Origin of the sequence: Pseudomonas imrae (assembly GCF_046352735.2) — a bacterium.
GTDB lineage: Bacteria > Pseudomonadota > Gammaproteobacteria > Pseudomonadales > Pseudomonadaceae > Aquipseudomonas > Aquipseudomonas imrae.
Genome location: NZ_CP110853.2, coordinates 1,562,858 through 1,584,247 on the forward strand (window position 1 = coordinate 1,562,858; position 21,390 = coordinate 1,584,247).

At 58.4% G+C, this 21,390-nt stretch carries 21 protein-coding genes and 1 tRNA gene; 10 read left to right on the forward strand and 12 right to left on the reverse strand.

The annotated features are described in order from the left end of the window. The first annotated feature begins 399 nt into the window (after positions 1-399). The 3 genes from OQ460_RS07225 (at position 400) to OQ460_RS07235 (ending at position 4,583) form a co-directional block, all read left to right on the forward strand. Positions 400-1,605: an acetyl-CoA C-acetyltransferase gene (locus OQ460_RS07225; RefSeq protein WP_410021167.1), complete on the forward strand. Its 1,206-nt coding sequence runs from the start codon at positions 400-402 to the stop codon at positions 1,603-1,605. Positions 1,606-1,621: 16 nt separating this feature from the next. Beyond that, positions 1,622-3,766, forward strand: coding sequence for a 3-hydroxyacyl-CoA dehydrogenase NAD-binding domain-containing protein (locus OQ460_RS07230; RefSeq protein ID WP_410021168.1), 2,145 nt, complete (start codon positions 1,622-1,624; stop codon positions 3,764-3,766). A gap of 94 nt (positions 3,767-3,860) precedes the next feature. Next, positions 3,861-4,583: an amidotransferase gene (locus tag OQ460_RS07235; RefSeq protein WP_410021169.1), complete on the forward strand. Its 723-nt coding sequence runs from the start codon at positions 3,861-3,863 to the stop codon at positions 4,581-4,583. 22 nt (positions 4,584-4,605) lie between these two features. Here the strand turns inward: OQ460_RS07235 and OQ460_RS07240 are convergent, their stop codons facing one another. The 3 genes from OQ460_RS07240 to OQ460_RS07250 form a co-directional block, all read right to left on the reverse strand. Next, positions 4,606-5,577: a magnesium and cobalt transport protein CorA gene (locus OQ460_RS07240; protein WP_410021170.1), complete on the reverse strand. Its 972-nt coding sequence runs from the start codon at positions 5,575-5,577 to the stop codon at positions 4,606-4,608. A 130-nt stretch (positions 5,578-5,707) separates the two neighbouring features. Next, complete coding sequence (locus OQ460_RS07245) at positions 5,708-6,433, reverse strand: lysophospholipid acyltransferase family protein (RefSeq protein ID WP_410021171.1); 726 nt, start codon at positions 6,431-6,433, stop codon at positions 5,708-5,710. A 217-nt stretch (positions 6,434-6,650) separates the two neighbouring features. After that, a complete protein-coding gene (locus tag OQ460_RS07250) occupies positions 6,651-7,340 on the reverse strand; it encodes a crotonase/enoyl-CoA hydratase family protein (RefSeq protein WP_410021172.1) in 690 nt (229 codons plus the stop codon). Positions 7,341-7,673: 333 nt separating this feature from the next. On the opposite strand from OQ460_RS07250, the gene OQ460_RS07255 reads away from it, so the two are divergent. Continuing rightward, positions 7,674-7,763: transfer RNA gene (locus tag OQ460_RS07255), tRNA-Ser, on the forward strand. Positions 7,764-7,876: 113 nt separating this feature from the next. Here OQ460_RS07255 and OQ460_RS07260 read toward each other — a convergent pair. Together OQ460_RS07260 and OQ460_RS07265 are read right to left on the reverse strand one after the other, a co-directional pair. After that, a complete protein-coding gene (locus tag OQ460_RS07260) occupies positions 7,877-8,437 on the reverse strand; it encodes a histidine phosphatase family protein (protein WP_410021943.1) in 561 nt (186 codons plus the stop codon). Between the two features lie 38 nt (positions 8,438-8,475). Further along, a complete protein-coding gene (locus OQ460_RS07265) occupies positions 8,476-9,486 on the reverse strand; it encodes an SDR family oxidoreductase (protein ID WP_410021944.1) in 1,011 nt (336 codons plus the stop codon). 131 nt (positions 9,487-9,617) lie between these two features. Between OQ460_RS07265 and OQ460_RS07270 the strand changes: the two genes are divergently transcribed. Together OQ460_RS07270 and OQ460_RS07275 are read left to right on the forward strand one after the other, a co-directional pair. Beyond that, the gene (locus OQ460_RS07270; protein WP_410021173.1) at positions 9,618-10,553 is read left to right on the forward strand and encodes a LysR family transcriptional regulator; all 936 of its coding nucleotides are present in this window, start codon (positions 9,618-9,620) and stop codon (positions 10,551-10,553) included. 4 nt (positions 10,554-10,557) lie between these two features. Then, on the forward strand, positions 10,558-11,547 hold the full coding sequence (locus OQ460_RS07275; RefSeq protein ID WP_410021945.1) for an alpha/beta hydrolase family protein: 990 nt from the start codon (positions 10,558-10,560) through the stop codon (positions 11,545-11,547). Here the strand turns inward: OQ460_RS07275 and OQ460_RS07280 are convergent. Continuing rightward, positions 11,519-11,887, reverse strand: a complete 369-nt coding sequence (locus tag OQ460_RS07280) for a DUF2784 domain-containing protein (RefSeq protein WP_410021174.1) — start codon at positions 11,885-11,887, stop codon at positions 11,519-11,521. The two genes, OQ460_RS07275 and OQ460_RS07280, sit on opposite strands and share 29 nt — an antisense overlap. 115 nt (positions 11,888-12,002) lie before the next feature. Between OQ460_RS07280 and OQ460_RS07285 the strand changes: the two genes are divergently transcribed. Then, positions 12,003-12,692, forward strand: a complete 690-nt coding sequence (locus tag OQ460_RS07285) for an HAD-IA family hydrolase (protein ID WP_410021175.1) — start codon at positions 12,003-12,005, stop codon at positions 12,690-12,692. Positions 12,693-12,707: 15 nt separating this feature from the next. Here the strand turns inward: OQ460_RS07285 and OQ460_RS07290 are convergent, their stop codons facing one another. After that, positions 12,708-13,454 (reverse strand): 3-oxoacyl-ACP reductase family protein, encoded by a 747-nt coding sequence (locus tag OQ460_RS07290; RefSeq protein WP_410021176.1) that lies wholly within the window; start codon positions 13,452-13,454, stop codon positions 12,708-12,710. A 126-nt stretch (positions 13,455-13,580) separates the two neighbouring features. Between OQ460_RS07290 and OQ460_RS07295 the strand changes: the two genes are divergently transcribed. Both OQ460_RS07295 and OQ460_RS07300 read left to right on the forward strand, forming a co-directional pair. Further along, positions 13,581-14,504, forward strand: a complete 924-nt coding sequence (locus tag OQ460_RS07295) for a LysR family transcriptional regulator (RefSeq protein ID WP_410021177.1) — start codon at positions 13,581-13,583, stop codon at positions 14,502-14,504. A gap of 82 nt (positions 14,505-14,586) precedes the next feature. Further along, entirely contained in the window at positions 14,587-15,051 is a 465-nt protein-coding gene (locus OQ460_RS07300; RefSeq protein WP_410021178.1) for an anti-virulence regulator CigR family protein, read from the forward strand. A gap of 30 nt (positions 15,052-15,081) precedes the next feature. Here OQ460_RS07300 and OQ460_RS07305 read toward each other — a convergent pair whose 3' ends face one another. Then, entirely contained in the window at positions 15,082-15,816 is a 735-nt protein-coding gene (locus OQ460_RS07305) for a phosphoadenylyl-sulfate reductase (protein ID WP_410021179.1), read from the reverse strand. Between the two features lie 152 nt (positions 15,817-15,968). Between OQ460_RS07305 and thrH the strand changes: the two genes are divergently transcribed. Continuing rightward, positions 15,969-16,586, forward strand: coding sequence for a bifunctional phosphoserine phosphatase/homoserine phosphotransferase ThrH (gene thrH, locus OQ460_RS07310; RefSeq protein WP_410021180.1), 618 nt, complete (start codon positions 15,969-15,971; stop codon positions 16,584-16,586). A 60-nt stretch (positions 16,587-16,646) separates the two neighbouring features. Here the strand turns inward: thrH and pabB are convergent, their stop codons facing one another. From pabB to OQ460_RS07330, 4 genes are all read right to left on the reverse strand, one after another. Further along, positions 16,647-17,990 (reverse strand): aminodeoxychorismate synthase component I, encoded by a 1,344-nt coding sequence (gene pabB / locus OQ460_RS07315; protein ID WP_410021181.1) that lies wholly within the window; start codon positions 17,988-17,990, stop codon positions 16,647-16,649. Positions 17,991-18,121: 131 nt separating this feature from the next. Continuing rightward, positions 18,122-19,108, reverse strand: a complete 987-nt coding sequence (locus OQ460_RS07320; RefSeq protein ID WP_410021182.1) for an alpha-L-glutamate ligase-like protein — start codon at positions 19,106-19,108, stop codon at positions 18,122-18,124. Continuing rightward, on the reverse strand, positions 19,108-20,640 hold the full coding sequence (locus OQ460_RS07325) for an inactive transglutaminase family protein (RefSeq protein WP_410021183.1): 1,533 nt from the start codon (positions 20,638-20,640) through the stop codon (positions 19,108-19,110). The genes OQ460_RS07320 and OQ460_RS07325 overlap by 1 nt, the downstream gene beginning before the upstream one ends. Positions 20,641-20,645: 5 nt before the next feature. Continuing rightward, complete coding sequence (locus OQ460_RS07330; protein ID WP_410021184.1) at positions 20,646-21,182, reverse strand: ATP-dependent zinc protease; 537 nt, start codon at positions 21,180-21,182, stop codon at positions 20,646-20,648. Between the last annotated feature and the right edge of the window lie 208 nt (positions 21,183-21,390).

The following is a 21,390-nucleotide window of genomic DNA, read 5'->3' on the forward strand; positions in this document are numbered from 1 at the left end:
AATGCGCCGGTGCATTCCCCATCAAGTAGCCACGTTAAAGACAATACATGGCACTTTTCTTACGGCTGCTCCAGCAAGACCCGGCAGCAGCTTCTTACTGCTCTTACAATTTCAACCTTAGAGCCCTTGTGCTTCGTGGCTTAGATCCATTTCATATCAACTTAGATCGAAATCTTTTTGAAAAGTTATGAGGCATATAGCCATCTCCGTGGCAGGCCCTTGGCTAGACAGCTAAAACGATTAATCAACAACTTCCGGTAGGCTCCTACCGTTCGTCTGAGCGTGGTAGTCAAGGTCAATGAGCGCTTCGGTCATTGAATCCAGCCCCCCGGCGCTTAATGTAAGGGCACGGTCGGCTCTCCCCTTGAGAGCTCCTTTGCGCAATGGTTCGAGGACGTCATGACCCAAGCTTTGATCTTTGATGCGATACGCACGCCCAGGGGCAAAGGCAAGGCCGATGGTGCCTTGCACAGCGTCAAACCGGTAAATCTGCTGGCCGGCTTGCTGACGGCGTTGCAACAACGTAGCGGCTTGGATACCCGGCAGGTGGATGACATTGTGCTCGGCTGTGTCACGCCAGTCGGTGACCAGGGGGCCGATATCGCCAAGACGGCGGCGCTGGTGGCCGACTGGGATATCAGCGTTGCCGGTGTGCAAATCAACCGGTTCTGTGCCTCGGGCCTGGAGGCGGTCAACCTCGGGGCGATGAAAGTGCGTTCCGGCTTTGAGGACCTTGTGGTGGTCGGCGGCGTGGAATCCATGTCCCGCGTACCCATGGGCAGCGATGGCGGCGCCTGGGTGCTGGACCCGCAAACCAATATGCACAGTCACTTCACTCCCCAGGGCATCGGCGCCGACCTGATTGCCACCCTGGAAGGCTTCAGTCGTGAAGATGTCGATGCCTTTGCCTTGCACTCACAGCAGAAAGCGGCGAGGGCGAGATCAGACGGTTCGTTCACTAAATCGCTGATCCCGGTGCGGGACCAGAACGGCATCGTGCTGCTGGATCAAGACGAGTTCATTCGCGCTGACTCTACTCTCGAAGGCCTGGGCAAGCTCAAGCCCAGCTTTGAAATGATCGGCCAAATGGGCTTTGATGCGACGGCGCTGCGGGTCTACAGCCATGTCGAACGTATCCATCATGTCCATACGCCGGGCAACAGTTCCGGGATTGTCGACGGTGCGGCACTGATGCTGATCGGCTCCGAGTCCAAAGGCCGGGAGCTGGGCCTGCAACCGCGGGCACGGATCGTTGCCACGGCGGTGACCAGCACGGATCCGACCATCATGCTCACCGGTCCGGCTCCGGCTACTCGTAAAGCCCTGGCCAAGGCCGGCTTGCGGGTCGAGGACATCGACTTGTTTGAAGTCAACGAGGCTTTTGCTTCCGTGGTGCTCAAGTTCATCAAGGACATGGGTATCGACGCTGCCAGGGTCAACGTCAACGGTGGCTCGATTGCCATGGGCCATCCCCTGGGCGCAACGGGTTGCGCGATCCTTGGCACGCTGCTCGATGAATTGGACGCTCGGCGCCAGCGTTACGGCCTGGCCACTTTGTGTGTGGGCGGTGGCATGGGCATCGCAACCATTATCGAACGTCTCTGAGCCTAAGGAATTTGTCATGACCGATGCCATTCGTTACGAAAAAGGCCAGGACCAGATTGTGGTGCTGACCCTCGACATGCCCGGACAGAGCGCCAACACCATGAACGCGGTGTATCGCGAAGCCATGGCGGCCACCGTTGCACGCCTTGAGGCGCAACAGGATTCGATTGCCGGAGTCATCATCACCTCGGCGAAAAAAACCTTTTTCGCCGGTGGCGACCTGAACGAACTGATCAAAGTCGACAAGGCCCACGCCAAAGAGTTTTACGACATGGTCCTGGGTCTTAAGGCACAGCTGCGCCGCCTGGAAACCCTCGGCAAACCCGTAGTGGCGGCCATCAATGGCACGGCCCTGGGCGGAGGCTGGGAAATTTGCCTGGCGTGCCACCACCGTGTGGCACTGGATCACGCAGCAGTCCAGATCGGCTTGCCGGAAGTCACCCTCGGCCTGCTGCCGGGCGGCGGCGGGGTGGTGCGGATGGTGCGCCTGTTGGGCCTGGAAAAGGCCTTGCCTTACTTGCTTGAAGGCAAGAAAGTCTCGTCGCAAAAGGCCCTGCAAGCGGGTCTGGTCGATGAACTGGCGGCGGATCGCGACGAGTTGCTGGCCAAGTCCCGGGCCTGGATTCTAGCCAATCCATCCGCGAGGCAACCTTGGGATATCAAGGGGCATCAGATTCCTGGTGGCACGCCGTCGAGCCCTAAAGTGGCACAGATGCTCGCCATTGCACCGTCGATTCTGCGCGCCAGAACCCATGGCTGTTTTCCCGCACCGGAGAAAATCCTCTGTGCTGCCGTGGAGGGCGCCCAGGTCGACTTTGACACCGCCCACCTGATTGAAACCCGCTACTTCACCGAGCTGACCACCGGCCAGGTGGCGAAGAACATGATCGGCACCTTCTGGTTCCAGCTCAACGAAATCAACGCTGGCGGTTCGCGGCCCCAAGGTTTTGAGCCCTATGTGACCCGCAAGGTCGGTATTCTTGGCGCCGGGATGATGGGGGCGGGCATTGCCTACGCCAGTGCGTCGGCGGGCATCGACGTGGTCCTCAAGGACGTAACGTTGGCCACCGCACAGAAGGGCAAGGCGCATTCGGCGGCGCTACTGGACAAGAAAGTCAGCCGTGGGCAGTTGCCCTCCGAGCAGCGGGAAGCCATTCTGGCGCGCATCCTTGCGACCGAATCCGATGGTGACCTGGCGGATTGCGACCTGATTATCGAGGCCGTGTTCGAAGACCGCGAACTCAAGGGCCGGGTCTCGGCGGCTGCGCAAAGCGTGGTCGGTGCTGACGCGGTCATTGCCTCCAATACCTCGACCCTGCCTATCAGTGGCCTGGCTACCGCCGTGCCGGACCAGAGCAAATACATCGGCCTGCATTTCTTCAGTCCGGTAGACAAAATGCCATTGGTGGAGATCATCAAGGGGACCCGTACCAGCGACGCAACTCTGGCCCGGGGGTTTGACTTTGTACTGCAAATCAAGAAAACCCCGATCGTGGTGAATGACAGTCGCGGGTTCTTCACCTCACGGGTGTTCGGTACCTTCACCAACGAAGGCATCGCCATGCTCGGCGAAGGCGTAGCCGCAGCGATGATCGAGACCGAAGCGCGCAAGGCCGGTATGCCGGTCGGTCCGTTGGCGGTTTCCGACGAAGTTTCCCTCAGCCTGATGAGCCATATCCGCCAGCAGACCGCCAAGGATCTGCTGGCCGAAGGCAAGCCATCGCCCGAGCATCCGGCGTTCGCGGTGATCGAGTTGCTGCTCAATGAATACAAGCGTGCGGGCAAGGCTGCGGGGGGAGGTTTTTATGAGTACCCGGTCGGAGCACAAAAACATTTATGGCCGCAGCTCAAAAGTCGTTTTGAAAAGCCTGACCAGCGCATTTCGCCGCAGGACGTGCGCGACCGGCTGTTGTTTATCCAGGCCATCGAAACCGTGCGCTGTGTGGAAGAGGGCGTATTGATGTCCACCGCCGATGCCAACGTAGGATCGATTTTTGGCATTGGGTTTGCGGCGTGGAGTGGTGGCGCGTTGCAATTTATCAATCAATACGGCCTCAACGACTTTGTTGCCCGGGCCCGCTATCTGGCCGAGCAATATGGTGAGCGGTTCACGCCACCGGCGTTGCTGTTGGAGAAAGCTGCGCGGAACGCGACCTTCTGACGTTTTTGGGCATGTGCGGGGCTTGCCTTGAGGGGGTATTTCAAGGCAGGCTCTGGGGTGTTCATTATTCCCATCGCCGTGTCAGGTATTTTTTATGTCGCTACGCGTCTGCATTCTGGAAACCGATATCCTGCGTCCCGGACTGATTGATCAGTACCAGGGTTACGGGCAGATGTTCAAGCACCTGTTCTCCAAGCAGCCGATTGTGGCCGAGTTCGTGGTCTACAACGTGGTGCAGGGCGAATATCCATCAGATGACGAAGTGTTTGACGCGTATCTGGTGACCGGCAGCAAGGCCGATTCGTTCGGCAGCGATCCGTGGATCCAGACCCTCAAGACCTACTTGCTGCAACGCTACGAGCGCGGCGACAAACTGCTCGGCATCTGCTTCGGTCATCAATTGCTGGCGCTGCTGTTGGGTGGCAAGGCCGAGCGTGCAAGCAAAGGCTGGGGCATGGGGATCCACGACTACAAGCTCAACGCCAAGGCTCCGTGGATGAGCCCGATGGTGGAAGAACTGACGCTGTTGATCAGCCACCAGGATCAGGTCACCGCCTTGCCGGAAAACGCCACGGTGATTGCTTCCAGCGATTTCTGTCCGTTTGCGGCGTACCACATCGAAGACCAAGTGCTGTGCTTCCAGGGGCACCCGGAATTTATCCACGATTATTCCCGCGAGTTGCTGCAGATTCTTCAGACAACTCTGGGGGAAAAGGTCTACACCAATGGTGTGGCAAGCCTGGAGCGCGATCACCACGGCGCCACGGTGGCGGAATGGATGATGCGCTTTGTGGCCAACAAGCCTCAGCAGGCCTGACCTGCCTCGGCGGGGTGGGCTTTTAGAGCCATCCCGAACGCTTGAAGCTGGCCCACAGCCCTGTACACCCCACGGCAATAAAACCCAGCACCGCAAAATAACCGTAGTGCCATTGCAGCTCCGGCATGTTCTGGAAGTTCATCCCGTAGATCCCGGCCACCGCCGTGGGGAACGCGAGAATTGCCGCCCAGGCTGCAAATTTGCGCTGTACCACGCTCTGGCGCGAGGCCTCCAGCAGCACGCCGATTTCGATGGTCTGGCTGGCGATGTCGCGCAGGGTGGAGAGGTCTTCCATTTGCCGCGTGACGTGGATCTCCACGTCGCGAAAGTACGGGCGCATGTTCTTGTCGATAAACGGGAAGCTCAGTTTCTGCAGTTCCTCGCTGATCTCCACCATCGGCGCCACATGACGTCGCAGTCGCAGCACGTCGCGGCGCAGGCTGTGAAGGTGCTGGATGTCCCGTTCACTGAGTGAATTGCACAGCACGTTGTGCTCCAGTGCATCGATCTCGGCGTGAATCGCCTCGCTCACCGGCTGGTAGTTCTCGGTGACAAAGTCCAGCAGCGCATAGAGCACGAAGTCCTCGCCGTGCTCCAGCAGCAGAGGCCGCGCCTCGCAACGTTGGCGGACATAGCCGTAGGACGCCGAGTGACCGTTACGGGCGGTGATGATGTAGCCATTGCCAGCGAATATATGGGTCTCGATAAACGCCAGTTTGCCTTCCTGGCGAACCGGCGAATACGTCACGATAAACAGCGCGTCGCCAAAGGTTTCCAGTTTGGGCCGGCTATGTTTTTCCAGGGCGTCTTCGATAGCCAGTTCATGCAAATTGAACTGGCGTTGCAGGTTGGCCAGTTCCTGGGCGTCGGGTTCTTCCAGGCCAATCCACACAAAGTGACCAGGTTTGGCTGCCCAGGCAGCGCCTTCATCAAGGGTGATGTCAGTGACTTTTTTTCCGGCGCTGTAGACGGCTGCCGCAACAACTCTACCCATAGTGCTGATCGCTTCTTGAGAAGTGGCAGTAAGCGGGCAGCTTAGCCTGAACCAGGCCGCTGTAGGAGTGAGCTTGCTTGCGAAAAACAAAGAACGCTGCTGGCAATCAGGGTTGCCAGGCTAATTGGGCTTAAGAAGCGGCGTTCAACACTCGATCCATGTCTTCGATACAGGTGATCATCTGCTCGCGACAGTTGGCCATCAGCGCAGGCATGTCATCCTGCGTCAATCCAGCTGTAGGAATAGGTGCCAATGAGCGAATCAGAATGTCGCCACTGTCCCAGCGGTTGAGCTTCATCTGCTTCACATAAGTGCTCACGCAGACCGGCACAATCGGCACGCCCGCGGCAATTGCCATCTGGAACGCGCCCTTCTTGAAGGGCAGCAAGGACTCGCCCATGTTGCGCGTGCCTTCCGGGAATACCCAAATGGACGTGTCTTCGTGTTGCAAGGTGTGAGTGGTTTTCAGCATCGAGCGCCGCGCCTTTTGTGCATTGCCGCGGTCGATCAGTACATTGCCCGCCAGCCAGAACAACTGGCCGAACAGCGGCACCCATTTCAGGCTTTTTTTACCGATGCACACGGTGCGGTAGGGCACCACGGTGCCGAATACGAACAAATCATAGTTGGACTGATGGTTGGCAATGATCACGCAGCTTTGGGGCTTGTCCCGCAACGAGTCTACGTGCGTCTTGACCCGCAGGCGCAACATCCACATGGCCGGCAGGGCGTAGAGGCGGGCGCAGAGACGGCTATTGTCCGGATTGAACGGCCGGCAGATTCCAAGCAGCACACCGAGCACGCCTGCCACCATAAAGTGAAGGCCCATCAATAACATACGTAAGCAGAAGAGCATCGACACGGCCCATCGGGAAAAAAGGTGGCGCAGTGTACGGATGTGCACTGTTTTCGGCAATTACCCCTGTAGAGGTAGGAGATGGGCGATGTTTAAGCGCATGTTTCAACATGGGGCGACAGCCGCTATTTAGAGCGGCTGTAGGACAGTTCAGGTGGGTGGGTAAGAAAAAAGCCCGACACTGGGTCGGGCTTCCGTTGATGCAGGAGTGGGCAAGTTAACCCAAGTGTTCCTGATCCTGAATGATCGCGTTATCCAATGCCTCCAGCAGTGCTTTACGCACCTTGAGCTTGGTGTGCTTGTGGGCGTTCATATTGATCTTCTTCAATTGCCGCGCTGCTTCCAGCGCCGCTGCCTGCAACTCTTCTGGCGCCACCACCTTATCGAGGAAGCCGGCACTCAAGGCATCTTGTGGGTTAAACATTTCGGCATTGATCACCGAGCGATGAAACGCCGAATTGCGCAGGCGGTCCCGCGCCAGTTCGATCCCGGCGTGGTGCATGGTCATGCCAATCATCACTTCATTCAGACCGATGCTGAATGGCCCCTCGACGCCGATTCGATAATCCGCCGACAACAACAGGAACGCGCCTTTGGCCACGGCATGCCCAGGGCAAGCAACGATCACCGGGAACGGGTGCGACAACAGGCGTCGCGCCAGAGTAGAGCCGGAAGTCACTAGGCTGACCGCTTCTTTCGGGCCGGCCGTCATCACCTTCAAATCATACCCGCCCGACAAAATTCCTGGTTGGCCGGTAATGATCACTACTGCCCGATCCGTCACCGCCTGATCCAGCGCTTCATTAAACGCACTGACCACCGCAGGGGAAATGGCATTGACCTTGCCGTTGTTCAAGGTCAGGGTCGCGATACCGTCTTCGAGGTGGTAGGCAATCAACTCACTCATGACGCGATTCCTTGTAATACGTGTAATAGAAGTGCAGGCAACAGACGTTACCCAGCCTGCCCGCCCCGGTAAAGCGCCATGACTGACTGCCCAGTCAGACTTTTGCCACACGCCCGGCCCAGAGCAGCCTGTGGCAGGGCACAGCAGCCACGATAGGCACAGAGTGTAAAGCCTTGAAAATGGCAGAAACCCCATCATTCCTGCAGCGACAAAGACGCTGCGCCCGGGATAACCGTCTAAGCACATGAAAATTCTGAAAAAAACCTTTGCCATAAGAAAAGCTTTCGACTACATTAGCGCGCCTCGACAGACTGAATCAGTTTGATGAGATACGGTGAAGTGTCCGAGTGGCTTAAGGAGCACGCCTGGAAAGTGTGTATACAGGAAACTGTATCGAGAGTTCGAATCTCTCCTTCACCGCCAAATACCAGCCAAAAGGCCCCATTTTATGGGGCCTTTTTGCATTCTGCCGTTTCTGTTCCTTCCCGCGAGTTTCAAAAAGCCAGTCTCTTGACCTGTGCGCAGACGGCGTTGTGCTATCGCGCGCTCACGGCTTGAATATCCCCATATCGATACACCGTTGCACTCCAATATTGACTGCCGTTGCGCTGTTGGCGGGTCCATCCGTCTGCGAGCAGTTGTTTGGCGATCATTCGATTCATCACGCCGTGCCCGAGCAGCAGAACCGGTCCTTCACAGGCAAGGTTTTGCAGTCGTTGAGCTGCTGTGTTGGCTCGCAGCCTTGCCGTGCCAGCGGATTCGACGCTGCGTGAGTAGCCGCACAGCCATAGGATTCGAAGGATAAATGCCCAAGTAAACGGTGATAGCCGGGGAAATCGCCAATGGCCGGAAGGCAGTTGCGCTTCGCTGAAAAGCCTATCGACGACAACGGGCTTCAGCCCGAGCGCCTGGACGGAGGTCAGCGCACGGGGTGCATTGCTTGAGACAATCACCGTGGCAGCTGCCGCGAGTTGCAGGCTGGCGTCCGGAGCAGGGTGATCGGTGATTTCGGATCGATTGTAGTGCTCGATCCAGTCTTTCATCTCGAACAGCGAGATTTTCCCGGTGGTGGCCAGCCTTGGCTGGCCGTGGCGCATTAGGGTGATTGTCTTGCCCACTGTTTGTTTTGTCCTTATTAAAAACCGCCATGTGTGCGATACCACGCCACAGTGTCCGTAATGGTCTGTTCCAGAGCCCGAAAACTCAGGCCAAGCTCTTGTTCACTCTTGCGATGATCAAAGCAGGTGCGGTGTTCTTCTCGTATCAAGAGACGCAGTGTCGCCATGCTCAATAAAATGGGTTTTCCAGTAAGGCGCGCATAAGTCTCCTGCACCGCCGCCAAAATGTATAGAACGGGCAGCGGTAGTTGTCGAGCAGGTGTCTTGACGCCTGCGATTCGTCCCAGAAGGGGCACCAACTGGCGCATGTTCAGGTTCCGGCCAGCTGCCAGGTAGCGCTCTGCCCGACGACCGTACTTGGCTGCCGCTACCAGGGCCAATGCCACATCACGGGCATCGACCACCGAGAAGGTGCCTGGGATCAACCCTGGCAGCTTGCCGCTCACCACATCCTTGACCAGTTGTCCCGAGGACGTCGGGCCGATGTCGCCAGGCCCCCACATCCAGCCAGGCAGAACCATGCAGGCATGCATCTGGGGATGAGTTTCAAGGAACGTCAGGACGACACCGTCAGCGAGAATCTTGCTGCGATAGTAGTCATCCGCGTCGGCCTGCGCCCGCAGACATGTTTCATCGATAGCGGTGCCAGGTTCGCCGTCGAGTACGGCAATTGACGATGTATGGACGAATCGACGTATTCCCGCGCTATAGGCTTGGTGAAGCAGGTCTCGGGTACCGGTGACGTTGACCTTTTCCAGTTCTGCCCAGTGGCTGCCGCCCTTGTAGTTATCGCGGAAAAACGCTGCGGTATGAAACACCGTATCGCAGCCTTGCAACGATTCCGAGAAAGCGCTGACATCGGCCATATCGCCAACCACCAGTTCGACGTTCGGCAAATCGCCGAGCTGCTGTTCGCCCTTGGTTCTCGAACGGACCAGAGCTTTGACCGTGTAGCCTCGTGCGACTAGTTCCCGTACCAGGTTATTGCCCAGCAGTCCGGTTGCGCCAGTGACGAAAGTGCTGCGCATGGAGCCAGTAGTCATACATTCCATTCCCGTCGTTTCGAAGGCCTGTAGATATACCGGTGAGGACGCTCTTGAAGAACAGCCACTGCTGCATAATGGATTTGCACATATGCGGACCAGGAAGGCTGAGTAGTATGGCGTTGCAAGCAAATTGGGATGATCTTCGTTTGTTGTTGGCAGTCTCGCGGCGTGGCAGCTTTCTGCAAGCTGGCCAGTTGCTGGGGGTTGCGGCATCTACTGTTTCCCGGCGCATGACCCAGTTGGAGGCGGCCCTTGGCGAGCCACTTGTCGAGCGGGGTGTTGAAGGGTGTTGGTTGACCTCAAGGGGTCAATCCCTGGTGGAGGTTGCGCAGGCTGCGGAAGCGGGCTTGAGGCGGCAAACCATGGCAGACACCTCGGGGTTGCCGACAGAGCTGACCGGCAGTGTCCTGGTCAGTGCGGGCGAGGGATTTTCTTCCTGGGTGCTGGAGGCTGCGCGTCGTTTCACGGCCTTGCATCCGCGTTGCTCGGTGGAGTTGCTGGTAACCCCGGACTTTCACAAGATCGTCCGCGGCGTGGCAGATATCGCCGTACGCACGACCCATTTGGGCGAGCCATCGCTGATTTATCGACCCATAGGCCGGCTTGCCTACGGCATCTTCGCTGATGCCGGATACCTCAAGCAGTTTTCCGGGCTGACCCCCGCCACTGCGGTCAATATTGGTTTGCTTCCACCGCTCGACAGTCTGCCGCAAATGCGTGCTGCGAAGGCGGCGGGCCTGGAGCGTGCGCAGATCAGCGTGAACTCCTTCAGCGCACAGCTCGAATCGGTCAGGCGAGGGATGGGCGTGGCTATACTGCCCCGGATTCTGGCGCAGGACTTGACCGAGCTGTTCCAGGATCTTGAACTTCCAGATATGGAGGTCTATCTGGTGACCCGGCCCCAGGCATTGAAGCAAGCCCACATCAAATGTTTTTTTAGCCTCCTGGAGCAGGTACTGCTCGAAACCCTTATCAAGGACGATACAGATAGTGAAAAAATCTCTCGGGTCACTGCTTCTAATCTGCCTGACCACCACCGCACTTGCTGACGATATGCCAATCGGCTTCCGGGCCTCGACACTGTCAGACCCGCACGGCGGACGACCTGTAGAAATGGTCGTCTGGTATCCGGCTGCAACCACCGCCACGGCGCAATTGATCGCCGACAATCCAGTATTCGTCAGCGCCTCTGCTGTGCGCGACGCGCCACCAGTTGCCGGTGAGCATCCGCTGGTAGTGCTCTCCCATGGATACAGGGGCAACTGGAGCAATCAGGCGTGGCTGGCCAGCGCATTGGCCCACAAAGGCTACATTGTCGCGGCGGTGAACCATCCCGGTACAACCACTCATGACCGGAGTCCTGACGCTGCGGCAGCGTTGTGGCAACGGCCTGTGGACCTCAGTCGGGCGATTGATGGGGTGATCGCTCAGCCGAAGCAATTTGGTGCGGTTGCCAAGCAACGAATTGCCGTGGCGGGACATTCGCTTGGAGGATGGACGGCCCTGGAAATTGTCGGCGCGCGTTTCGATCCAGAGCGTTTCGAGCAAGATTGCAGCATCCATCCACAATTGGCTGCTTGCAGGGTTTACCAGCAAATCAATCCCGCAAGCACGCGGGAATCGAAGGCCCGTCTGGCTGCAGATTTGCGCGATGAGCGTGTCAGCGCCATCGTTTCACTCGATCTTGGCCTGTCTCGCGGATTTCCCGATGCCAGCCTTGCCGCAGTGCCGGTGCCGACATTAGTGATCGCTGCAGGTGCGCCATCTAAAGATCTACCTGCGCAATTGGAGTCCGCGGACTTGGCCAGGCGCCTGCCGCAAGCATCGACACGCTACGTCGAGATCAGCGACGCCAGCCATTTCAGTTTTGCGTCGGTGTGCAAGCCCGGCGCAGAGGCGTTATTGGAAGAAGACGCACCAGGCGACGGCATCATTTGCCGCGATGGTGAAGGCGCTCGCTCGCGTGAGGTGATCCAGCAGCAGGTCGTGTCATTGATCGTTGAATTTCTGGTGCCTACACCCTCCGGTTCCGCCGCCAGATAATCCACCCGTACACCGCCAGGTTGATCAGTAACACCAGCGTGCCAAGACCCAACTGGATCTGCGGCGTCAGCCCGGCGGGGTAAATCAGCGCAAGCACGTAGTGTTCGATAAAGCCCGCGTCATAACCTTCCTGTCCGGCGAGGTGACGCAGCAGGTTTTCCCAACGCGTCAGGGGGCAGGGTAGGTGGAAAAACTCGACCGCAACCCCCCAGGCTGCTGCGGGCAGGTGCAACCAGATGACCGGGCGCCAACGCAGGGCGAACAGGCCGCCGAACAGCACGAACAGGATGAAGCTCAGGTGAAACAGCACCAGGCTGTCGGCAGCAATGCGAAAAAGCATGTTGGCGTCGCTTGAATGGGTGGGCAACCAGTCTAAGGGAGAATGGGTTGCTTGCAGGCAAGCCTGACCGTTATTGTGCTGAATCCTTTTAGTCCTTTGCCACGGATCTTTTGCGATGAGTGCACCGCGTACTGCTGTCGGCCCGATCAAGGCTGTGATTTTTGATATGGACGGTTTGCTGCTGGACACCGAAGGCATCTACACCGAAGTCACGCAAATCATTGCCGAACGCTACGGCCGTACCTATGACTGGAGCATCAAGCAGCACATTATTGGTCGTGGCGCTCAGGACTTGGCTGACTATGTAGTGAAGGCCCTGGACTTGCCCATCACCCCGGCCGAGTTCCTGGAGATTCGCGAGCCGTTGATGAGCGAGCGTTTTCCCAGGGCCCTGGGCATGCCGGGGGCCGAAGCCCTGGTGCGGCATTTGAATGCACACAATATTCCGATTGCAGTGGGCACCAGTTCGTCGCGTAACTCTTTTGTGCACAAGACCACGTTGCACCGCGAGTGGTTTAGCCTGTTCGGGGCCATTGTCACGGCGGATGATCCAGAGGTCGGTGCAGCCAAGCCTGCGCCGGACATTTTCCTCACCGCCGCGCGGCGCCTGGAAGTTGCACCCCAGGACTGCCTGGTGTTCGAGGACTCACCGTTTGGCGTGACCGCCGCCAAAGCCGCACACATGACGGCCATTGCCGTGCCTGATGAAGCGATGGCCGACAGCAAGTACCACCATGCCGACCAGATCATCCGCAAACTCGCGGACTTCGACCTGGCCGCTTATGGTTTGCCGCCCATGCGCTGATGACGGTTGTAGCGATCAGGCACTGAACCCACCATCGATACTCAAGCTAGCCCCGGTGATATATCCGGCCTCCGGGCCCGCCAGATACGCGACGAAACTGGCAATTTCCTCGGCCTGGCCATACCGGCCGACCGCCATCAGCGCAATCAGGCTGTCGGCGAATTCCCCGTTGGCCGGGTTCATATCGGTGTCTACCGGCCCAGGTTGCACGTTATTGATGGTGATCCCCCGCGGCCCCAGATCCCGCGCCAGGCCTTTGGTCAGACCCACCAGCGCCGACTTGCTCATGGCGTACGGGCCACCCCCTGCAAACGGCATGCGCTCGGCATTGGTGCTGCCGATATTGATGATTCGACCACCTTCGCCCATATGTCTGGCGGCTTCCTGTGTGGCGATAAATACGCTGCGCACGTTGATCGCCAGGGTCTGGTCAAAATCCTCCAGTTTGAAGTCTTCCAGCGGGCCGACCGCCAATACTCCCGCGTTGTTCACCAGAATATCCAATCGCCCGAATGCCTCGACGGTGGTGCTGACTGCGTTGCGGATGGCCCTGGCATCGGCACTGTCGGCCTGAATCGCCAGGGCTTGGCCGCCTTCGCTGATAACGCTGTTCTGCAAGGCTTGAGCCTTGGCCGCAGAACTGACGTAAGTAAAGGCAACGGCCGCACCCTGTGCAGCCAGACGCTTGACGATAGCGGCGCCAATGCCGCGCGAGCCGCCTTGAATCAATGCAACTTTGCCGCTGAGAGTAGGTGTGGTCATGTCGATCTCCAAGTTGTTCAAGGCCTGTGAGCCTTGGTGTGGGATCGAGTATCGACCTCGTCGCAACGCCCCGGTAGACCGGGATTGCTATAGTCTGTGTAAACCAAAAGTTTAGAGTGGGGGGTTATGGAAAGCTTCGGTGGTATCGAATGTTTCGTGCGCAGTGCCGAAGGCGGCAGCTTTGCCGAGGCGGCCCGGCACCTTAGCCTGACGCCGGCGGCGGTCGGTAAAAGTGTGGCCAAGCTCGAATTGCGCCTGGGCGTGCGCTTGTTTCAGCGCAGCACCCGACGTCTTGCGTTGACGGAAGCCGGCAAGCTGTTTCTTGAAGAGGTCAGTACCAGTCTCACCACCATCCAGAATGCCATGGCTAACCTTGCCAGCGCCGAAGGGCGGCCGGTAGGAACGCTCAAGGTGAGTATGGGCACCGTGTTCGGCAATCGTTATGTGGTGCCTCTGTTGGCGGAGTTTTTAAACAGATTTCCCGATATCAGCCCCGATTGGCATTTTGATAACCGCCAGGTAGATCTTATCGGCCAGGGCTTTGACGCGGCTATCGGTGGTGGTTTCGAGCTGCCTCAAGGGGTGGTTGCACGTAAGTTGGCCCCGGCGCACCGGATTCTGGTGGCTTGCGCAGGCTACCTGGCCAAACGCCCGCCCGTGCACGAGCCCGAGGACTTGGCGCTTTGCAACGGTATCTTGATTCGCTCGCCGCAAACCGGACGCGTACGCTCCTGGCAACTCACCAGTCGGACCCGTGAACAGCGCCCTTTGATGCTCAAACCGCGCATGACGATGGGGGATTCCGAAGCCGCTTGCTGTGCCTGTACTCAGGGGCTGGGTATTGCGCTGGTGAGCATGCCGATGGCCGTGCCGTTTCTTGAGAGCAATCAATTGCAACGGGTGTTGCCTGACTGGTATGTCGACGATGGCAATATTTCTCTGTATTACGCCGAGCATAAACTGCTTCCCGGAAAGACCCGGGCATTTGTCGATTTCATTATCGAACAGTTTACCCAGCAGCAATTGGCGCAAAGGTTCAGTGCAGTTTAAGTGTTGGCATTGACTGAACCTATCGTCTTGTTACGTTCTAAGCTGATATAAGCCGATGGGGCTTGTGAACGAGAAACGAATCATGACCAAATCACGTGCGTTATTAGTGTTTACCAGTCTGGCGTTGATCGCAGGTTCCCCGGCGCTGCTGGCCGACCCCGGTAATGGGAATGGCAAGGACAAGGGCAGCGCCCATGGCAACAAGGGTGGCCAGGGCAACCAGGGCAATCAGGGGCAAGGTGGCGCTAAAAAGGGGGGTGGTGCCTATTACCGCGGCCCGCAGATCGATGTCGGCGGGGTACGTGTGATTCTCGGCGATAACCGTGATTACTGGCGCGGGGGGACCTCCCTGCCGCCGGGCATCCAGAAGAACCTTGCCCGTGGCAAGCCGCTGCCGCCAGGTATCGCCAAGAAGCTCGATGGGCGACTACTCGGGCGCTTGCCGCATTACGACGGTTACGAATGGCAGCAGGCGGGTACCGATCTGATCCTGGTGACCATCGCCACCGGGATCATTTATGAAGTGCTGAATGATGTCTTGAACTGATCGTCAGCGACTCGATGCGGGTGAAGACTCTCAAGCTTTGCTGATGATATTCCCCGCATGCAACCCACACTCCTTCTGGGTTGCCTCTTCCCACCACCAACGACCTTCACGCTCATGCTGGTTCGGCAGGACCGGACGGGTGCACGGCTCGCAGCCGATGCTGATGAACCCACGTTCATGCAGGCTGTTGTACGGCAACTCCAGCATGCGAATGTAGCCCCAGATCTCTTCGCTGGTCATTTGCGCCAGTGGGTTGAACTTGTACAGCGTGCGCTCCGGTGTCGAAAACGCGGTATCGATTTCCAGCACCGCCACCTGGCTGCGCGTGCCGGGGCTCTGGTCGCGACGCTGGCCGGTGGCCCAAGCGCTGACACCGGACAATTTGCGCCGCAATGGCTCGATCTTGCGCACACCGCAGCACTCGCCATGGCCGTCCTTGTAGAAACTGAACAGGCCTTTTTCCTTGACGAAGGGTTCCAGTTTGCTCTGGTCCGGCGAAATCAACTCGATATCGATCTTGTAGAACTCTCGCACCTGCTCGATAAACCGATAGGTTTCCGGGTGCAGGCGGCCGGTGTCGAGGCTGAAGACCTTGACGTTCTTATTCAGCTTCCAGGCCATATCCACCAGCACCACGTCCTCGGCACCACTGAAGGAAATCCACAGGTCATCACCGAACTGGCTGAATGCCAGTTTGAGGATGTCCTGGGCGGACTTGTTGGCATAGGTCGTGGCGAGTTCAACGACGTCAAAGGTTTGGTTCATCAGGACGGTTCCTACAGGTCAGTGGCGCTGAGCGCTCTATAGGAGGGCGATGGTAACAAAATCCGCCCTGCGTTGCGGCGGCCCGCGCGAATCGCTAGAGTTCGGCAGTCCTTTTGCTCGCTCAACTTGAATAATACGAATAGGGGTGTCTTGTGGAAATTGCCTGTCTCGACCTGGAAGGGGTATTGGTTCCGGAAATCTGGATCGCCTTTGCCGAAAAAACCGGGATTGAATCCCTGCGGGCCACCACCCGGGACATTCCCGACTACGACGTGTTGATGAAGCAACGCCTGCGGATTCTGGACGAGCACGGCCTCAAGCTGGCGGATATCCAGGAAGTGATCGCCACCCTCAAGCCACTGGACGGCGCTGTCGAGTTCGTCGACTGGCTGCGCGAGCGGTTTCAGGTAGTGATTCTGTCGGACACGTTCTATGAGTTCTCCCAGCCATTGATGCGTCAACTGGGCTTCCCGACCCTGCTCTGCCACCGTTTGATTACCGATGAAAATGACCGGGTGGTGAGCTATCAACTGCGCCAGAAAGATCCCAAGCGCCAGTCGGTGCTGGCCTTCAAGACCTTGTACTACCGGGTGATCGCCGCCGGCGATTCCTACAATGACACCACCATGCTCGGCGAGGCGGATCGCGGGATTCTGTTCCACGCGCCGGAAAACGTGATTCGCGAGTTTCCGCAGTTTCCTGCGGTGCATACCTTTGAGGACTTGAAGAAAGAGTTCATCAAGGCCTCGAATCGGGCGTTGAGTCTGTAGGTTATTGATTGAGGCTGATGGCCCTATCGCGGGCTTGCTCGCGATAGGGCCGGTACAGCCTTACAAGCCTTCCAGTGTCTCCAGCAGCACCCGCACCTTGGTCATCGATTCCTGATATTCCGCCTGCCACTCAGAGTCGGCAACGATCCCACCGCCGCCCCAGCAACTGACGTGCCCATCCTTGACCAGGAGGCTGCGAATAGCGATGGAACTGTCCATCTCGCCGCGTACGTCCAGGTACAGCAGCGAGCCGCAGTACAAGCCGCGTCGGGTCGGCTCCAGTTCATCGATGATCTGCATGGCGCGAATTTTCGGTGCGCCGGTGATCGAGCCCCCCGGGAAGCTGCCGGCGATCAGGTCCAGAGCGTCCTTGTTGTCTGCCAGCTCACCCGTAACGCTGCTGACCAGGTGATGCACATTTGGGTAGCTTTCCAGGCTGAACAACTCCGGCACCTTGACCGAGCCGGTGCGGCAGGTGCGGCCGAGATCGTTGCGCAGCAGGTCGACAATCATCAGGTTTTCCGCGCGATCCTTGGGGCTGGCCAGGAGTTCGGCGGCGTTGGCCGCGTCTTCGTCGGGGTTTGTTCCGCGCGCGCGCGTGCCCTTGATCGGTCGGGTTTCCACCTGGCGCTGGCTGATTTTGACAAATCGCTCCGGTGACAAGCTCAACACCGCGCCATTGTCCGGCAAGCTCTGGAAGCCGGAAAACGGTGTCGGGCAGGCGGCACGCAAGGCGCAGTAGGCCGCCCACGGATCGCCACTGCACCCGGCGCGAAAGCGTTGGGCAAAATTCACCTGATAGCAGTCACCGGCCTGAATGTAGTCTTGAATGCGCACGATGGCCTGTTCATAGGCGCCGGCGCTCAGGTCCGGGATCATCGGGGTATGCAGTTTGAAGCTGGCGCGAGCGTCTGGTGTTGGATGATCGAACAGTGCCGTCAGTCGTTGCCGTTCGCTTTGCGCCAGTTTTGGGTGAAACACCAGTTGGCTGGTACGCGCCTGGTGATCGCTGATCAACGCCCAGGCGTACAGGCCAAAACGCGCGTCGGGCAGGCGCAGGTCGTCTACCGCCTGCTGCGGCAGTTGTTCCAGGTGCCGGCCGAAGTCGTAGCTCAGGTAACCGATCAAGCCACCGGCAAATGGCAGCTCATAGGGCGACGGTATGGTCGCGTCACCCAGCAGTGTGAGGTTTTCCCGCAACCGTTGCAGGAAGTCGCTACCGCTTTCATCCGGCCACACGGTCAGCGTTGCTTGCGGCCAGGCGCTGAGCAAGTCATAGCGGCCGCGCTCGGCAGCCGGTCGACCACTGTCGAGCAACACCGCGCCGGGGGCGTGGCGAATGGACGTGAAATACTCGGCCGGGTTTTCCCGGTAGGGCAGCGGGTGAACGGAGCAGGTCAACATGCGGGGTGGATCAGCCATTGGCGCGGGGGATGGATTGTAGTCCCCTGTAGGATTTGCTCCTAGTGGGGATGTCGGAGATTGGCAGTTGCTGATCGTTCCTAAGCGGTGACGGAACGATCAGCAGAGCACTGTCAGCCTTCGACCGGTGGAATATGCCCAAACATCTCCTGGGCAAATTTCACGCGTTCTTCCGCTGTTTCCATCACGCCGGCAGCCCTCAACTCTTCCAGGCGCGCCTCCACTGCGTGGGTACGCAAGGTCAGGCCGCAGTCATTGGCAATCTGGATATTGAGCCCCGGCCGTGCATTGAGCTCCAGGATCAGCGGGCCCTTTTCCTGGTCCAGCACCATGTCCACGCCGATGTAGCCCAGGCCGCACAGCTCATAGCAACTGGCCGCGAGCTTCATGAAGCCGTCCCAGTTGGGCAGTTGTACGCCGTCTACCGCGTTGGTGGTGTCCGGGTGCTTGGTGATGATGTTGTTCAGCCAGGTGCCCCGCAAAGTCAGGCCGGTGGCCAGGTCCACACCGACGCCAATCGCGCCTTGGTGCAGGTTGGCCTTACCACCCGATTGACGGGTAGGCAGGCGCAACATCGCCATCACCGGGTAGCCCATCAGTACGATGATGCGAATATCCGGCACGCCTTCGTAGCTGATGCTTTTGAAGATCTGGTCAGGCACCACTCGGTATTCGATCAGGGCTCGGTCACGGTGGCCACCCAGGGAGTACAAGCCCGTGAGGATGCTGGAAATCTGGTGTTCGATTTCCTCGTGGCTGATGATCTTGCCGGACACCGTGCGATAGCGCCCTTCAAAGCGGTCGGCAATCACCAGGATGCCATCGCCGCCAGCGCCCTGGGCCGGCTTGATCACGAAGTCGCTGCGCCCGCCGATGATCTCGTCGAGCTTGTCGATTTCCTTCTCGGTGGAAATGATCCCGTACATTTGCGGTACATGGATGCCGGCGGCGATGGCCCGCTCCTTGGTGATGATCTTGTCATCGACGATCGGATACAGGCTGCGCTTGTTGTACTTGAGCACATAGTCGGCGTTACGCCGGTTGATGCCCATGATTCCCCGCGCCTGCAGGGCTTTCCAGGTCTTCCAGAACCCGAACATTACGAATCAGCCTTGAGGAAGGCCTTGAAACGCACCAGCTCGGTCAGGCGATAGCCGCGATAGCGACCCATGGCCAGCATGAAGCCCACCAGGATCAACAGGATCGCCGGGAAGGTGAACACGAAGTAGATCAGTTCTGGCACGCTCATGATCAGGTGTGCCAGGGAAGCGGCGAACAGCGTACCGATCGCTACCTTCATCGCATGGCCACCACCGCGCTCTTCCCAGGTAATGGACAGGCGTTCGATGGTCATGGTCAGGATCACCATCGGGAACAGCGCCACCGACAGGCCTCGCTCAAGCCCAAGTTTATGGCTGAACAGGCTGATGGCCGCGATCAGCACCACGACAAACGTCAGTACTACCGACAGTCTTGGCAGCATCTGCAGTTTCAAGTGTTCAAGGTAGGACCTCAGGGACAGGCCGAGTGCGGTAATCACCGTAAACAGCACGATGCCGAAGCCCAGCTGCGTTTCCCGGAATGCCAGGGCGATCAGCACCGGCGTAAAAGTACCCAGAGTCTGCAGGCCGATCAGGTTGCGCAGGATCAGGATCACCAGTACGCCGATCGGGATCATCACCATGATCATGAAGGTCTGCTGGGTTTGCAGTGGCAGGCCGTATAGCGAGTACTCGAGGAAGTTGGCGTCGGTGTTTTCGTCCGTCAGCTTGGCCAGGCGAATGGCGTTCATTTCGCTGTTGTTCAGGCTGAAGGTCACCATGGCTTTTTTGCCACCGTCGACCGTGATCAGGTTTTCGTCACCGGTCCACCACAGCAGGCGGTCGGAGGGCAGGCCCTGTTCGCCGGTTTCCGGGTTGAAATACAACCACTCGTTACCGTTGAAACTGCGCAGCCATAGCTCCGGCGTCTGCGGCAGGTCGGCCGCCAGGCGCAGGGTGTGGACTTTTTCTACCGGAACGTGGGCGATAGACAGCAGAAGCTCGACGATCTTGGCCTTGTGCGGTGTCGAGGGGTCGCCCGCCAACAGCAGCTTGACGTTGTCATCGTTGAGGTTGTTGGTGCGCTTGATGGCTTCGCTGATAAAGGTCTCGACGTCGGCCGAGTGCTGGCGGATTGGCGCAAGCAGGGCTTCGGCAGCTACTTTTTCCGGACCTTCCACGGCGATGCTGTCGCGAAAGGTCGGGCCCTTGACCTTGGTTTTATCGCCGGCGTAACGCTTGGTCAGCACCAGACGGTAGTAGAGCGTCTGGTTGCCCTTTGCGCGCCGGGCAGACCAGGTGACCTTGCGGTTGCCGTCGATGCGATTGACGCTTACGCCGTAGTTATTGGAAATGAAGCTTTCGTTGAGGCTGACGAAGTCGCTGCTCAGGGGCGGTACGAACATCTGGATCTTTACCGGATCCTTGGCGTTGGCGACGAACTCCACCTTGGCGTCGATGTTCCACAGGTCGTCAGTGGCGTCTTCCGTCACCGGAATCCCCAGGACGAAAATCTGATAAGCCGTGACCGAAATGCCCAGTACCACCAGGACGGCGATCAAAATCTTCAGGTGTATCGTAAGAGAGCGCATTGGAATTACTCGGCGGTGTGAGCGTCGGTGGCGCAGGCAGGTTTGCCCGCTGCGTATTTAAGACTGGGGTCGACCAGCGCATCAAAGCGTTTCAAAGCTTCGGAGCCGATCAGCAGCGGGTATTGGAAAGCGCTGCGGTCCGTCAGGTTCACTTCGATGCTGCGTAAAGCGGTGCCCATACAAATGTTCAGGGCGATAACCGGACGGGCGGTGTAGTTCTTGTCCTCATCAGGGTCGTAATCCCCGGCGCGGCGCTTGATCTTGCTGACGCGGGCCAGGGGGCGCTCGATGGGGTGGGAGTGAGCGGTGTCGATGGCCAGGTAGAAGCGCACCCAAGATTCACCGTTGCGCTTGAAGCGCTTGATATCCCGGGCGCTTAGGGACGCCGTCTTGGCACCGGTATCGAGCTTGGCGGCAACTTCAAGGTCAATGCCCGCCAGTTTGGCGTATTCATTGAGGCCATACACGGTCTTTTCGGCGGCGACGCCAAGGGCCGGTACACAGAGTAGGCAAAGCAATAGGGGGAAGGGCTTGAGTCTCATAAGTCCTGAGGCGGTGCAGTGCGATGTTTGGTTCAAGGCGACTGGCATTGCTGCGCAAGCTCCCTCGTGCGCCTTTTCATCAAGCGATGTCAGGCAAATGCGACGGGCATTCTAGCATGAAGGTTCTCTGGCGCCAGCGCTGGCAGCCGGCCATATCCTCCAGGGATATGACGAGGGTTATTAGACGATTGTCGACAATATTCATTTA

Coding starts and splice junctions, on each gene's coding strand:
- OQ460_RS07235 (WP_410021169.1), top strand. CDS start 3,861: ATGTCGCTACGCGTCTGCATTCTGGAAACCGATATCCTGCGTCCCGGA.
- OQ460_RS07320 (WP_410021182.1), bottom strand. CDS start 19,108: ATGTTCGGGTTCTGGAAGACCTGGAAAGCCCTGCAGGCGCGGGGAATC.
- OQ460_RS07290 (WP_410021176.1), bottom strand. CDS start 13,454: ATGACCACACCTACTCTCAGCGGCAAAGTTGCATTGATTCAAGGCGGC.
- OQ460_RS07250 (WP_410021172.1), bottom strand. CDS start 7,340: ATGAGTGAGTTGATTGCCTACCACCTCGAAGACGGTATCGCGACCCTG.
- OQ460_RS07260 (WP_410021943.1), bottom strand. CDS start 8,437: ATGCGCCACGGCCAGCCAAGGCTGGCCACCACCGGGAAAATCTCGCTG.
- OQ460_RS07245 (WP_410021171.1), bottom strand. CDS start 6,433: ATGCTCTTCTGCTTACGTATGTTATTGATGGGCCTTCACTTTATGGTG.
- OQ460_RS07265 (WP_410021944.1), bottom strand. CDS start 9,486: ATGCGCAGCACTTTCGTCACTGGCGCAACCGGACTGCTGGGCAATAAC.
- OQ460_RS07280 (WP_410021174.1), bottom strand. CDS start 11,887: ATGCTTTTTCGCATTGCTGCCGACAGCCTGGTGCTGTTTCACCTGAGC.
- OQ460_RS07230 (WP_410021168.1), top strand. CDS start 1,622: ATGACCGATGCCATTCGTTACGAAAAAGGCCAGGACCAGATTGTGGTG.
- OQ460_RS07325 (WP_410021183.1), bottom strand. CDS start 20,640: ATGCGCTCTCTTACGATACACCTGAAGATTTTGATCGCCGTCCTGGTG.
- OQ460_RS07275 (WP_410021945.1), top strand. CDS start 10,558: ATGCCAATCGGCTTCCGGGCCTCGACACTGTCAGACCCGCACGGCGGA.
- pabB (WP_410021181.1), bottom strand. CDS start 17,990: ATGTTGACCTGCTCCGTTCACCCGCTGCCCTACCGGGAAAACCCGGCC.
- OQ460_RS07240 (WP_410021170.1), bottom strand. CDS start 5,577: ATGGGTAGAGTTGTTGCGGCAGCCGTCTACAGCGCCGGAAAAAAAGTC.
- OQ460_RS07285 (WP_410021175.1), top strand. CDS start 12,003: ATGAGTGCACCGCGTACTGCTGTCGGCCCGATCAAGGCTGTGATTTTT.
- OQ460_RS07330 (WP_410021184.1), bottom strand. CDS start 21,182: ATGAGACTCAAGCCCTTCCCCCTATTGCTTTGCCTACTCTGTGTACCG.
- OQ460_RS07270 (WP_410021173.1), top strand. CDS start 9,618: ATGGCGTTGCAAGCAAATTGGGATGATCTTCGTTTGTTGTTGGCAGTC.
- OQ460_RS07305 (WP_410021179.1), bottom strand. CDS start 15,816: ATGAACCAAACCTTTGACGTCGTTGAACTCGCCACGACCTATGCCAAC.
- OQ460_RS07300 (WP_410021178.1), top strand. CDS start 14,587: ATGACCAAATCACGTGCGTTATTAGTGTTTACCAGTCTGGCGTTGATC.
- OQ460_RS07295 (WP_410021177.1), top strand. CDS start 13,581: ATGGAAAGCTTCGGTGGTATCGAATGTTTCGTGCGCAGTGCCGAAGGC.
- OQ460_RS07225 (WP_410021167.1), top strand. CDS start 400: ATGACCCAAGCTTTGATCTTTGATGCGATACGCACGCCCAGGGGCAAA.